11 protein-coding genes are annotated in these 12,255 nt (G+C 63.9%); 4 read left to right on the top strand and 7 right to left on the bottom strand.

The genetic code is table 11. The annotated features are described in order from the left end of the window. Positions 1-4: 4 nt before the first annotated feature. Complete coding sequence (locus tag FXB41_RS35350; protein ID WP_219685007.1) at positions 5-514, bottom strand: DUF3455 domain-containing protein; 510 nt, start codon at positions 512-514, stop codon at positions 5-7. Positions 515-610: 96 nt separating this feature from the next. Next, positions 611-1,825, bottom strand: coding sequence for an NADP-dependent isocitrate dehydrogenase (locus tag FXB41_RS35345; protein WP_219685006.1), 1,215 nt, complete (start codon positions 1,823-1,825; stop codon positions 611-613). A 378-nt stretch (positions 1,826-2,203) separates the two neighbouring features. Between FXB41_RS35345 and FXB41_RS35340 the strand changes: the two genes are divergently transcribed. After that, positions 2,204-3,403 carry a TrmJ/YjtD family RNA methyltransferase gene (locus FXB41_RS35340; RefSeq protein ID WP_219685004.1) on the top strand — a complete coding sequence of 400 codons (1,200 nt, stop codon included), beginning with the start codon at positions 2,204-2,206 and terminating at the stop codon, positions 3,401-3,403. A gap of 60 nt (positions 3,404-3,463) precedes the next feature. On the opposite strand, the gene FXB41_RS35335 is transcribed toward FXB41_RS35340, so the two are convergent. The 4 genes from FXB41_RS35335 to mddA form a co-directional block, all read right to left on the bottom strand. Beyond that, positions 3,464-5,167, bottom strand: coding sequence for an amidohydrolase (locus FXB41_RS35335; RefSeq protein ID WP_219685003.1), 1,704 nt, complete (start codon positions 5,165-5,167; stop codon positions 3,464-3,466). A 171-nt stretch (positions 5,168-5,338) separates the two neighbouring features. Beyond that, positions 5,339-6,094, bottom strand: a complete 756-nt coding sequence (locus FXB41_RS35330; protein WP_219685002.1) for a PaaI family thioesterase — start codon at positions 6,092-6,094, stop codon at positions 5,339-5,341. Positions 6,095-6,122: 28 nt separating this feature from the next. Further along, complete coding sequence (locus tag FXB41_RS35325) at positions 6,123-7,097, bottom strand: NADPH:quinone oxidoreductase family protein (protein WP_219685001.1); 975 nt, start codon at positions 7,095-7,097, stop codon at positions 6,123-6,125. After that, positions 7,094-7,855 carry a methanethiol S-methyltransferase gene (mddA, locus tag FXB41_RS35320; RefSeq protein ID WP_007602238.1) on the bottom strand — a complete coding sequence of 254 codons (762 nt, stop codon included), beginning with the start codon at positions 7,853-7,855 and terminating at the stop codon, positions 7,094-7,096. The genes FXB41_RS35325 and mddA overlap by 4 nt, the downstream gene beginning before the upstream one ends. Before the next feature lie 148 nt (positions 7,856-8,003). On the opposite strand from mddA, the gene FXB41_RS35315 reads away from it, so the two are divergent. Next, on the top strand, positions 8,004-9,563 hold the full coding sequence (locus tag FXB41_RS35315; protein ID WP_219685000.1) for a bifunctional AfsR/SARP family transcriptional regulator/alpha/beta hydrolase: 1,560 nt from the start codon (positions 8,004-8,006) through the stop codon (positions 9,561-9,563). A 78-nt stretch (positions 9,564-9,641) separates the two neighbouring features. Here the strand turns inward: FXB41_RS35315 and FXB41_RS35310 are convergent, their stop codons facing one another. Next, positions 9,642-10,292, bottom strand: a complete 651-nt coding sequence (locus tag FXB41_RS35310; protein WP_219684999.1) for a TetR/AcrR family transcriptional regulator — start codon at positions 10,290-10,292, stop codon at positions 9,642-9,644. Between the two features lie 245 nt (positions 10,293-10,537). On the opposite strand from FXB41_RS35310, the gene FXB41_RS35305 reads away from it, so the two are divergent. Both FXB41_RS35305 and FXB41_RS35300 read left to right on the top strand, forming a co-directional pair. After that, on the top strand, positions 10,538-11,080 hold the full coding sequence (locus FXB41_RS35305) for an OsmC family protein (protein ID WP_219684998.1): 543 nt from the start codon (positions 10,538-10,540) through the stop codon (positions 11,078-11,080). A gap of 34 nt (positions 11,081-11,114) precedes the next feature. Further along, on the top strand, positions 11,115-12,248 hold the full coding sequence (locus FXB41_RS35300) for an acyl-CoA dehydrogenase family protein (protein ID WP_219684997.1): 1,134 nt from the start codon (positions 11,115-11,117) through the stop codon (positions 12,246-12,248). Positions 12,249-12,255 lie beyond the last annotated feature (7 nt).

The raw sequence follows: 12,255 nt of genomic DNA, 5'->3' as shown, positions 1-12,255 counted from the left end.
GGGCTCAGCCCTTCTTCAGGAACACGTAGTCGGCCGAGTAGGGCACACTTTGAAAGTTGCCGGCGATTTCGCAAGGGCCGTCGTCTAACCAGCCGCCATGGGTGTTGATGCGCTGAACCGTCGTAACCGGCGTGAGGACGCCGCTGCCGCGGTGGGCGGTCACCTCCAATTTGAGCCACGGGATGTCCGTGGTCTTGCCCGACGCGTTGCCGATCGCCAGTCTGCCGGTCATCTTGCCCACCACGGCGCTGCCGTCGGCATGCTCCCAGTTCGGCCCGGCATAGTGCCGGCCGATGGTCTTGCCCTCGACGAGCAGCGTCGCGATCGGCTCGCGGAAGGCCCAAGCGAGCTTGCCGTCGGTGCCGGCCTTGCACTCATAGACCTGCGCGCCCTCGGCGTGGACACTGAGCACGATGCTCTCGCCGGGCGCGGCGATGGCGTCGGGGAGCGGGTCGGCGGCCACAGCCGGTCCAGCGAGCAGCAACAGGCAGGGGACGGCAAGCTTAATCGACATCGTCGCATCTCCGCGAAAGGTCCCAAAGAGAACGGGCCGCGCTTGCGGCGCGGCCCGTGATGATGTCCGGCCCAGTCCGGCGAAATTGCGGTCGGCTTAAGCCGCCAGCGCCTTCCCGAGGTTCTCGGCGACCTTGTCGAGGAAGCCGGTGGTCGAGAGCCAGCGCTGGTCGGCGCCGACCAGGAGCGCGAGGTCCTTGGTCATGTAGCCTTCCTCGACGGTGTCGACGCAGACCTTCTCCAGGGTGTTGGCGAACTTGGCGAGCTCGGCATTGTTGTCGAGCTTGGCGCGGTGCGACAGGCCGCGGGTCCAGGCGAAGATCGACGCGATCGAGTTGGTCGAGGTCTCCTTGCCCTTCTGGTGCTCGCGGTAGTGGCGGGTCACCGTGCCGTGGGCGGCCTCGGCTTCCACCGTCTTGCCGTCGGGGGTGAGGAGGACCGAGGTCATCAGGCCGAGCGAGCCGTAGCCCTGTGCCACCGTGTCGGACTGCACGTCGCCGTCGTAGTTCTTGCAGGCCCAGACATAGCCGCCGGACCATTTCAGCGCCGAGGCCACCATGTCGTCGATCAGGCGGTGCTCGTAGGTCAGGCCCTTGGCCTCGAATTCCTTCTTGAACTCGCGGTCGTAGATGTCCTGGAAGATGTCCTTGAAGCGGCCGTCATAGACCTTGAGGATGGTGTTCTTGGTCGAGAGATAGACCGGGTAGTTGCGCAGCAGGCCGTAATTGAGCGAGGCGCGGGCGAAGTCGATGATGGAATCGTCGAGATTATACATCTGCATGGCGACGCCGGCGCTGGGCGCCTTGAACACTTCCCGCTCGATCACGGTGCCGTCCTCGCCGACGAACTTCATCGACAGCGTGCCCTTGCCCGGGAACTTGATGTCAGTGGCGCGGTACTGGTCGCCATAGGCGTGGCGACCGATGATGATCGGCTTGCTCCAGCCCGGAACGAGGCGCGGCACGTTCTTGCAGATGATCGGCTCGCGGAAGATGCAGCCGCCGAGGATGTTTCGGATGGTGCCGTTCGGCGACTTCCACATCTGCTTGAGGTTGAATTCCTTCACCCGGGCCTCGTCCGGGGTGATCGTGGCGCACTTGACGCCGACGCCGACCTTCTTGATGGCCTCGGCGGCGTCGATCGTCACCTGATCGTTGGTCTCGTCACGGTACTCCATCCCCAGGTCGAAATAGAGCAGCTCGACATCCAGGAATGGGTTAATCAGCTTGTCCTTGATGTACTGCCAGATGATCCGGGTCATCTCGTCGCCATCGAGTTCGACGACGGGGTTGGACACCTTGATTTTTGCCATGATCGGGGAAGCCTCTTGGGAACGGCGCTTTGGCGCGCCACGGGAATATCCGCCGCCTCTTAGCACCTGATAGCAGCGGGCGAAAGCCAAGGGATTATGCACTTTTGGCTCATCCAGCCCCCGCAGATGGGGGTTCGAGGAGCCCCGTCGCGAGGGCAGGGCTGAAGTTTCAGGCGAGATTCAAAAGTCGAATCCAACCCGTTATTTCCCTTGAGAATTTTGTCGGGACAGGCAAACGACAGGCGAACGGGCAGCCGGCCCGAGAGCAGGTCAAGACCGGGTCGAGACCAGGTCGAGACCAGGTCAGGACCGGCCTTGAATCATTTCATCAAGAGGGCCTGTCCAAGGCCTTGAGAACCAGTGTGAAAGCGAAGCGAGATGTCGGGGACTGACAAGAGCAAGGCGGGCCTTTCCCTCGACGGTCCCATCGTCATCCTGGTCGAGCCGCAGCTGGGCGAAAACATCGGCATGGCCGCGCGCGCCATGGGTAACTTCGCACTGAGCCGATTGCGCATCGTCAATCCGCGCGACGGCTGGCCGAACATCGCCGCCCAGCGCGCCGCGGCCGGGGCCGACTATATTCTGGACAAGGTCGAATTGTTCGACACGGTCGGTGAGGCCGTCGCCGACCTCGACCTGCTGTTCGCCACCACCGCGCGCCCCCACGACCAGGCCAAGCCGGTGGTGGGCCCGGAAGCCGCAGCTAGTGAGATTTCCGGGCACGTCGCCGCCGGCGGAAAGGCCGGTATCCTGTTCGGCCGGGAGCGCTGGGGCCTGACCAATGAGGAGGTCGGGCTTGCCAACCGCATCATTACCTTCCCGGTCAATCCGGGCTTTGCCTCGCTCAACCTCGCCCAGGCCGTGCTGCTGGTCGGCTACGAATGGTTCAAGCGCGCGACCTCCGGCGAGCTGCCGCACGCCATGCCGGAGCGCTCCGAGCGCGCCTCGCAGCACCAGATGCAGGCCTTCTTCGACAATTTGATCCGCGAGCTCGACCGGGTCGAATTTTTGCGCCCGGCCGAGAAGCGCGACACCATGCTGGTGAACCTGCGCAACATCTTCACTCGGATGGAGCCGACCAAGCAGGACATGCACACCCTGCACGGTGTCGTGATGGCGATCGCGGAAGGGCGCAAGGGCCCGGCCAAGGGCGGCGTGCTCGACGGCGAGCAAGCCACGCGGCTGCGCGCGCTTTTGGCCGAGCACGGGCAGGGCGGCGGCGTGCCCGACAGTGGCTCCACCGTACGCGGCCTCGCCCGCCTGCTCCGCCGCAACCCAACCGACGCCGAACGCCTGCTCTGGCAGGCGCTCACACGCGATCGCCGTTTCGCAGGAGGGTTCAAGCGCCAGACCCCGGTGGGGCGGCACATCCCGGACTTCGTCTCGTTCCCGCACCGGATCGCGATCGAGCTGGTGAACGCGGGTGAGAACGAGGCGATCGTCGCGGATCGTGCGTCGCGGCGGGCGTGGCTGGAGGCGCGCGATTATCGGGTGCTGGAGATTCGGGCGGCGGATGTGGAGCGCGATATCGAGGCGGAGCTGGAGCGGCTGCAGGGAATGATACAGCAGAGCGCTTAGATTTCGTCGAAAAGCAAAGCGGATTGTCGGTCTCGCTCACCTTGGCCGATCAGCGCCGGTTCAGCGCTGGAAGACAACCTTGCCGCCGACCAGGGTCAGGTCCACCTTGATGTCCTTGATCTGCTCCTCCGGCACGGTCGCGTAGTCGGCGGAGAGCACCACGATGTCCGCCAGCTTTCCGGGTTCGATGGTCCCTTTGCGCGCTTCATCGAACGTGTAGCGTGAAGCCGCGCTGCTGTAGAGACGGAGGGCCTGCTCGCGGGTGATGGCTTCTGCCGAGCCGTAGACGTTTCCGTTGGGGTCCTTCCTGGTCACCATGATGTACATGTTGAGGAAGGGGTTGATCGGGTTGACCGGAAAATCCGTCCCGGCGCCGAGGCTGTTGAGCCCCATTTTTTCGATCAACGTTCTGGTCGGTACGGCGCGGTCGGCGGTCGCTTTCCCGAGAAATCGTTCGACGGTCGCTGCCTTATCCCACATGAAAACGTTCTGGAAATCGATGCGGACTCCGAGTCTCTGCGCACGCTCCATCTGTTCTGGCCGGATCAGGCTGGCGTGGATGAGGACGAAGCGACGATCGCGGATCGATTTTTCTTTATCCGCTGCCTCGAAGGCATCGAGCACCTGGTCAATACCCAGGTCGCCCACCACGTGGACACCGACACGCCAGTCATAACGGTTGCTGACGGCGATGAGTTGCTTCAGCCGCTCGGGAGTCTGCTGCGTGATGCCGTGATAGTTGTCGTGTGAATCGGGATACACGTCACGCATGAGCGCCGTCTTCAGCGTCATGCCGCCGTCGTAAAAGATCTTGATGCCGGCGAACTTGAGCCAATCGTCACCGAACCCTGATGAGGCGCCATTGCCTGACATGATCGCTTCCCATGCAGTCAGATCAGCTGGGGGCTCCGGTCGAAACATCACGCCGGTGCGCAAAGTGGCCTTCCCGGCTGCGACAAGCTTCTGCAGCGTGCGGACGTCGCGTGGCTCTGTTGCGCCTTCGATCACACTGGTGATGCCAAAACTGTTCAGCACACCTTCGGCAATGGTGAATTGCCGCATTTCGTCGTCTTCTGTCCAGGGTGGTACGGCCTTCTCGACCCGATCGATCGCCGTCTCCACGAGCACGCCGGTCAATTCACCGGCTGCATCGCGTTCAAACTTTCCACCACTCGGATCCGCGGTGGTCTTGTCGACACCGACCACTTGTAGAGCCATGGTGTTCGCCATCGAGAAATGCCCGACGGTGCGAAGATAGACCGGGTTGTCTGGAGCAACGCTATCGATCTCCTGCCTCGTCAGATAGCGCTTCTCGGCCAATTGTGAGGGTGGATGCCACGCGCCACCTACAATCCACTCACCCGGCTTTTTCTTCGTGGCGAATGATTTGATGGCCTCGAGCGCGTCCGCAACGGTCTTGGCTCGGCCCAGGCTTACGACATAGTCGCCCAGACCAGCGGCTTTGAAGTGAGCGTGTGTATCGATCAATCCGGGGATGACGGTCTTGCCAGACACATCGAGCACGCGGGTCCGGGCGCCTGCAAGCGCCTTGATCGAAGCACTGGTTCCGGTCGCGATGATCTTTCCATCCGCGACGGCGACTGCCTCCGTGACGGTCGATCGGTCGTCTAACGTCAGAACCTTGCCATTAACGAGGACTAGGTCAGGCGCATTAAGCTCCGGCTGCTGTGCCTCGGCATTTGCGACGCCAGCGATGAACGTGCCCGTAGCAAGGATTGCAAATGCCGTTAACTTGCGGATCATCGCGTACCCCCTTGGATCTTTTTTGCGTTGGCGACAGCTGCAAGGGTATCTTTGATCAAATAGGGGTTCAATGCTTCTCGACGCTTGGCAGCGTCGCATGGTGGGCAAGGTGGAGTGCTCTCTTGGCTAGCCGAAAGCTGGCTGGCTCCGTACCGGGCGCCCATGTCCCCTCTACGAAAGGCGCCCGAGCTGCACCTCGCGCTCCACCGCAATCCATGTCGTGCGCGCCACCGCGAGCAATTTCCCGGCTCCATCATGCACCGCGGCGTCGGCCATGCGCTTGCGGCCGTCGCGGGCGGTTGGCCAGGCCGTGATGATGCAGCGGTCTCCCGGGCGCGGGCGGGCGTCGATGTGAGCCGACATCCGCCCGAGCAGGAGCGGGGTCTTTTCGAAGCCGCCGCTCTGCTGATCGTAATTGCAGGCAAAGCCGGTGGGGCAATCGAGCGCCGACCAGAGGAATTCGGGTGCGACCAGGCCGTCCTCGGCGGCGAGGTTCGAATCTGGTGCCCAGGTCGCCGCGAGGACAGGAATCTGCGCATGACGGCTGAGCGGCCCGGCGAAGATGCGCAGGCCGTCGCCTTTCGCACGCGCGGGACCGCAAACGAAGCAATTCGGCAGCGGATGCTCGTGCGGCTGGACTAGCGCCAGCAATTCGGCGGCGCGTGCTTTCTCCAGGCTCGCTGTCTCCAGCCGCGCAAGCTCGACGCTTGCCGGCCGCCCGGTCGCGACGATCTTGTCGCTGTCGTGAAGCTCCCATGTGCCGTCGTTCGTCGCGACCGCATCAAGCGGGGTGTCCAGCGGCGGCGGTGCGCGCAGCGTTATCTCCGCGGCGCCGGCAATGTGGCGGGCCAGCCGCCCACAGACATAGCCGCCGTTGCCGGAGTTGGGAGGACCGCAAAAGCGTTTGTCGATGATGATCTGTGTCATAGGTTTTGTTCTCTCTTCCCCGTGCACTTTACCTGATCTTGAGGACAATTCGCCCCTGAACCGTTCGGTTGGCCACGGCACGCATGGCTTCGCCGGCCTCCTCCAAAGGGAGGACGCGATCGATATGCGGGCGGATTTTTCCGCCGGCCAGCAATTGCATCAGCGTGGCATTCATACGCGCGGCGTCCGCGGGAAATTTCTCCGCCCAGGCGCCGACGAAGACGCCGAGGATGGAATAGTTCTTCAGCAGCGGAAGGTTCATCGGGAGCTGGGGAATCTCGCCGCTGGTGAAGCCGATGGGCATCAGCCGTCCGCCCCACTTCATCGAGCGGGCCATCTGCTCGAATATCGCGCCACCGACAGTGCCGAAGCCGATATCGATGCCGTCTGCCGTGATCGCCTTGATCCGGCCGCGCAGATCTTCGCTGCGATAGTTGACGACTTCGCTGGCGCCGTAACTCTGGACCAGGGCTGCCTTGTCGTCGGAGCCGACACCGGCGACGACACGCAGTCCCAGATGGCGGCCGAGGTCGACGGCGGCAAGGCCAACTCCGCCAGCAGCACCGGTGACGAACAGCGTTTCGCCGCGCTGCGCCCGGGCCCGTTCGACCAGCGCATAATAGGCCGTGCCGTAATTATGCAGGACCGTCGCCGCGGCTTCGAACGCGACGCCTTCAGGCAGACGCACGCACTTTGAGTCCTTCGCTATCATCCGTTCGGCGTAGCCGCCGGTCCAGGCGCTGCACGCCACGCGGTCGCCAGGCGCGAATCCCGTGACCTCGTCGCCGACCGCGACGACGACACCGGATGCTTCCGTGCCAGGCACGAAGGGCGTCGGCGGCCGCATCTGGTAGAGCCCCGAGACCACCAACTGGTCCATGAAACTGACTGAAGCCGCGTGGACGTCGATCAGGATCTCGTCGCCGGCCGGCTTCGGCTCGTCGATCTCGCCGAGGCGCAAATCGCCGGGTCCGGTGAACGATGTGCACAGAATCGCTTTCATCGGGGCGCTCCGAAAGGACGCGGCAGCAGCATGGGAACGCGTCGGCGATAGTCCTGGTAGGTCGCGCCGAATTCGGCGATCAGGTCGCGCTCCTCGAACTGAAGCGCGGCCAGGATGTAGGCGGTGTTTGCGAGTGCAAACAGAAGGTGGCCAATGGTCATCTCGGGCGTGGCCCAGAACGCGAGCAGGAAGCCGAGCATGATGGGATGCCGCACGATCTTGTAGAGCAGCGGCGTCCTGAACGATTGACCTGGTATCGCGCTCCCGCGGAACGCAACGAAGGCCTGGCGCAGGCCGAACAGATCGAAATGATCGATCATGTGGGTCGAGGCGAACGCGATCAGCCAGCCGAGCCAATGTACGCCGATCAGCAACCAGGCCGCTGTTCCGCTGGTTTGCCAGACCGGCGTGGGGATCGGACGCCACTGCCAAAACAGCAGCAGCAAGATCAGGCTGGAGAGCAGCACATAGGTGCTGCGCTGGCAGGCTGCGGGGAGGAATTTGACCAGCCATCGCTTGAAGCCCGGGCGCGCCATGACGCTGTGCTGGATTGCAAACAGGCTCATCAGCAGCAGGTTGACGACGATGGCCACGCTCAGGTCCGTCGGGCTGCCGACGCCGATCGGCATGTCGATCGACTTATCAATCGACTTGGGCACGACATAATTGCCGACGAAACCGAGCGCATAGAGAAATGAGACCGTGAAGATGACGTAGCTCACGATGGCGTAGAGCAGGATCAGGAGGCGCGAGATCATGTTTTTTCCTATTGTGCCTGATGCAGCCGTGCCGCATGCAGGAGCCTGAGTTGCTCGCCGGCGAGCAGGCTCGATCTGCCCCGACTGCTATCGCTGGACCGTCCCCTGTGCGTCCCCCGGGGGCGCCGCGAGGGGAGGGAGGACTTTCATGACGGTTTTTTCGCTGGGGACGTTCGGGTTCCCGGAGGTCCACGCCGACGGCCGCCCGATCAAGTTGGCCCTGCGCAAGGGCCTCGCGCTGCTGGTCTATCTCGCGGAAGCCAAGTGCGCTGCGGCCCGCGACGTGGTGGCCACGCTGCTGTGGCCGGAGGCCGACCGCGAGACCGGCCTTGCGCGATTGCGGCGGCTGCTTCACCGCATCGAGCTGACGCTCGGTCAGCAGGTGTTCGAGACCGATCGGACCAGTCTGCGGTGGTCTCCGGCAGTCGCGCTGCAAGTCGATGCACATCTGTTCGAGAGCGCCTGCGATCGCGGTGACTTTGACCAGGCCTGCCAGATTTATCGGGGAGATTTCCTCGCAGGCTTCTCGCCGGAGGACTGTCCGGAATTCGACGACTGGGCGTTCTTTCGCCGCGAGGCGCTGCGCGGACGTCTCGTTCACGCGCTGGAGCGTCTGGTGCAGGACAAGACTGCTGCCGGAGACTACTTTGCCGCGACCGCACATGCGACCCGTCTGGCCGAGCTCGATCCTTTGAGCGAGGTCTACGGCCGGCATCTGATCCGCAGCCTGCTGCTGGCGGGCGACCGCAGCGCGGCAGAGCGGCACCACGCGGCACTGACGCAGCGGCTGCGTGACGAGCTTGGTGTTGCGCCCGAAGCGGAGACCGAGGCGCTAATGAGTCCTGCGGCGGCACATGCGATTCCAGCGACGCGCTATGTCAAGGGCGCCGGCGTGCATCTGGCGTATCAGACCTATGGCAGCGGTCCGGTCGACATCCTGGTCATGCCGGGCTTCGTGTCGCATGTGGAACGCGCCTGGGAGCATCCCGCGAGCCGGAGGTTTCTGGCCTCACTGATGAAGCTTGGGCGCCTGATCGTGTTCGATCGTCGCGGCATCGGGCTGTCGGACCGGGTTGGATCGGCCCCCGGTATCGATGTCACCGCGGAGGATATCGGTACCGTTCTGCGGGCGACGGATTCGCGCCATGTCGTGCTGTTCGGCGCATCCGAGTGCGGGCCAGCCTGCATCAAATTTGCGGTCGATGAGCCGCGTCTCGTGGCCGGACTCATTCTGTTCGGTGCATTGGCCAAGGGCTGCTGGTCGCAGGACTATCCGCACGCGTTGCGCGCCAGCCAGTACGACGCCTGGAGCAAGCACCTCATTGCGCAATGGGGAGGACCGGTAGAGATTGAAACCTTCGCGCCCAGCCTTGCCGGCGATCCCCAGGCCCGCGCCTGGTGGGCGGGGCTATTGCGCGCGGCCTCCAGTCCCGGCGGCATCTCGGCCGTGCTCGAGGCGTTTCGCGACGCCGACGTGCGGCAGCTTTTGCCGCAGATTGCCATGCCGACATTGGTGCTGCATCGTCGGGACGACAAGGCCGTACGGATTGCGGCCGGCCGCGATCTCGCGAGCCGGATCAAAGGTGCGCAATTCGTCGAGCTCGACGGCCATGATCACTGGTTCTTTGCAGGCGATCAGGGACCGGTGCTGGGGGCGATCAGGCGGTTCATTGCTGCGTTACCGCGCGAGCGGCTGCGAGTGCTGTAGCCCGGATGAGCGACGCGACATCCGGGGACGGTCGTCCCGCATGTCGCGTCGCTCATGCGGGCTACGGGATGGGAGCGATCACACCGCCTCGAGCTGATCCGCCGCGCGCTTCTTCTTTGCCTTGGACTGGCTGAGCAGGGGACCTGCCGTCAGCGCCGCCGTATCCGCCGCACCCGGATCGCGCGACACCATCGCCGCGACGATCGCGCCGTCGATCAACAGGCCGAGCTGGTGCGCGAGCACGATGGGTTCGTTCGATCCGAGCTCGCCGGCGAGCTTCTCGATATGGCCGAGCACGATCTTCTTGTGCTTCAGCGCGATATTGCGGAACTGCTTGGCGTCCTTGTCGTGCTCGCCGACCGCGTTGATGAAGGGGCAGCCGTAGAAGCGCTCTTCGGCGAACCAGCTCTTCAGGGCCGGGAAGATGCGCGTGAGTTTGGCTTGCGCATCGCCGCCGCCTTCCTCCATGGCGCCGATGAACCATTCGCGCCACTGCTTGCCTTCGCTCTCCAGCACCGCGTTGACGAGATTGGTCTTGGAGCCGAACAATTTATAGAGCGTGGTCTTCGCGGTGCCGGCTTCCGCGATGATCGCGTCGATGCCGGTGGCGTTGATGCCGTTCTTGCAGAACAGATGCGTCGCGGCGCTGAGCAGGCGTCCGCGCGCGGACTCCTCGTCGCCTGCCCCGGCGTGGGGCGAATGAGGCTTTTTCTTTGACGTCTTTGTCATGATTCCAAACTTACCCGCAGCCGCGCCGCATCAGCAAGCCGCATCTGTTCGGCGCCGAAAAGATTCGCACGGGAGGCGCATCTGCATCGCCTTTGAGCAAAGGGCGACTGATCGATCCGCAGGCAACGCTCCCTAAGCCGCTCCAATGCTTCGCCTTTTGATTTTGGCGGGCTCTGGCACGCTCTATGCAAGGAAACAGACCGTTCGGTATCCTGCCGATTTCCACTTCTGCCAGGGAGAAGATGATGACTGCCCTCGTTCAAAAGACAGTGCTGACGGGTTGCCTCGCGCCCATCGACAAGAATGGCCTCGAGCAACTGATCGCGAGCGGCAAGGCCAATCCGAAGGTCATCAAGACCTTGAAGTGCAAGACGGTCGCGGAAGGAAAATTCCGCCACGCCAACTACATCCGCAATTTGCAGCCCTACATCGTAGACGAGCCGCCCGGTCTGCTCGGCGACGACACTGCGCCCAATCCGTCCGAGGCCTCGCTGGCCGCGCTCGGCTCTTGCCTCGCCGTCGGCCTGCACGCCAACGCCGTGCATCGCGGCTGGATCGTCAACAAGCTCGAGCTCGAGCTGGAGGGCGACCTCAACATCACCGCGGTCTGGGGCACCGGCGACGTCTCGGACAAGCCGGTCGGCTTCACCGACGTCCGCGTCAAGGTCGACATGGAATGCGAGGGGATCTCGCCGGACGAGATCAATGCGCTGGTCGCCCACGTCAAGCAATGGTCGCCGGTCGCCAACACCTTCACCCGCCCGGTCAATCTCGAGGTCGGCATCTAGCGAACGGCAATCAGGACAGGTGCGGGAGACGATCATGGGTTCACTGGCTTTATCACGGGCCGAAGTTTTGGATCAGCCCGCACCGTCCATTGCAGGCGAGGTGGCGCGGATCGCGCGGGAGCAGCTCGCGCCGCTCGCCGCCGGCATCGACGACGGCTCGGTCTATCCGGCCGAAGTGCTGCGCAAACTTGGCGAGGTCGGTGCCTGGGGCAGTCACATGCCCCACGAAGGTCCCGCCGATTTGCGCTGTGCCATCCAGGCCATGTCGGCGATCGGTGAGGTCTGCGGCAGCACCGCCTTCATGGCGTGGTGCCAGAACACGCTGGTCTGGTACGCCGCCAACTCCACCAATATGAAGCTCGCCAAGCGCTTCGGCGATGCGTTCTCGACCGGTCGCGTGCTCGGCGGCACCGGGCTTTCGAATCCGATGAAGAGCTTTTTCGGCATCGAAAAGCTCAAACTGAAGGGGCGCAAGGTCGACGGCGGCTACATCGTGCGCGGCGCGCTGCCCTGGGTCTCCAATCTCGGCCCGGGCCATTATTTCGGCACCATCTTCGAACGCGAGGACGAGCCGGGCATCGCAAGTGGCGAGCCCGGCAAGGTGATGTTTTTGGCGGACTGCTCGGATCCCGCGATCACGCTGACGCCATGCAAGCCGTTTCTCGCCATGGACGGGACCGGCACCTACGGCGTGCAGTTCCGCGACGCCTTCGTGCCGGACGAGCTGATCCTGGCCGATCCCGCCGCGCCGTTCGTCAAGAAGATCCGCGCCGGGTTCATCCTGCTGCAGGCCGGCATGGCGCTCGGGCTCATCAAGGACTGCATCAACATCATGGACGAGGTCGACAACCCGCTCGGTCACATCAACCGCTATTTGCCGCAACAGCCGGTGCATTTCCGCGATCTCGCCGCCGAGCTCGAGGCCGAGACCATGGCGCTGGCGCGCGATCCCTACAATGAAGAGGAGACCTACTGGCGCAAGGTGATCGCGCTCAGGCTTCGCGCCGGCGAGGCCAGCGTCGCGGCGGCGCATGCGGCGATGCTGCATTGTGGCGCGCGCGGCTACCTCAAGTCCCACCGCGCGCAGCGCCGGCTGCGCGAGGCCTATTTCGTCGCGATCGTCACGCCTGCCACCAAGCAGTTGCGCAAGATGCTTGCCGATTCCTGAGTTTTAC

This window comes from Bradyrhizobium canariense, from assembly GCF_019402665.1.
In the GTDB taxonomy this organism is placed as follows: domain Bacteria; phylum Pseudomonadota; class Alphaproteobacteria; order Rhizobiales; family Xanthobacteraceae; genus Bradyrhizobium; species Bradyrhizobium canariense.
The sequence above is the reverse complement of the archived record's forward strand: the minus strand, read 5'-3'. Positions and strand labels throughout refer to the sequence as shown.

Excerpts from the sequence above, each read along its gene's own strand:
- FXB41_RS35350 (WP_219685007.1), bottom strand. The coding sequence starts at position 514 with ATGTCGATTAAGCTTGCCGTCCCCTGCCTGTTGCTGCTCGCTGGACCG.
- FXB41_RS35345 (WP_219685006.1), bottom strand. The coding sequence starts at position 1,825 with ATGGCAAAAATCAAGGTGTCCAACCCCGTCGTCGAACTCGATGGCGAC.
- FXB41_RS35340 (WP_219685004.1), top strand. The coding sequence starts at position 2,204 with ATGTCGGGGACTGACAAGAGCAAGGCGGGCCTTTCCCTCGACGGTCCC.
- FXB41_RS35335 (WP_219685003.1), bottom strand. The coding sequence starts at position 5,167 with ATGATCCGCAAGTTAACGGCATTTGCAATCCTTGCTACGGGCACGTTC.
- FXB41_RS35330 (WP_219685002.1), bottom strand. The coding sequence starts at position 6,094 with ATGACACAGATCATCATCGACAAACGCTTTTGCGGTCCTCCCAACTCC.
- FXB41_RS35325 (WP_219685001.1), bottom strand. The coding sequence starts at position 7,097 with ATGAAAGCGATTCTGTGCACATCGTTCACCGGACCCGGCGATTTGCGC.
- mddA (WP_007602238.1), bottom strand. The coding sequence starts at position 7,855 with ATGATCTCGCGCCTCCTGATCCTGCTCTACGCCATCGTGAGCTACGTC.
- FXB41_RS35315 (WP_219685000.1), top strand. The coding sequence starts at position 8,004 with ATGACGGTTTTTTCGCTGGGGACGTTCGGGTTCCCGGAGGTCCACGCC.
- FXB41_RS35310 (WP_219684999.1), bottom strand. The coding sequence starts at position 10,292 with ATGACAAAGACGTCAAAGAAAAAGCCTCATTCGCCCCACGCCGGGGCA.
- FXB41_RS35305 (WP_219684998.1), top strand. The coding sequence starts at position 10,538 with ATGACTGCCCTCGTTCAAAAGACAGTGCTGACGGGTTGCCTCGCGCCC.
- FXB41_RS35300 (WP_219684997.1), top strand. The coding sequence starts at position 11,115 with ATGGGTTCACTGGCTTTATCACGGGCCGAAGTTTTGGATCAGCCCGCA.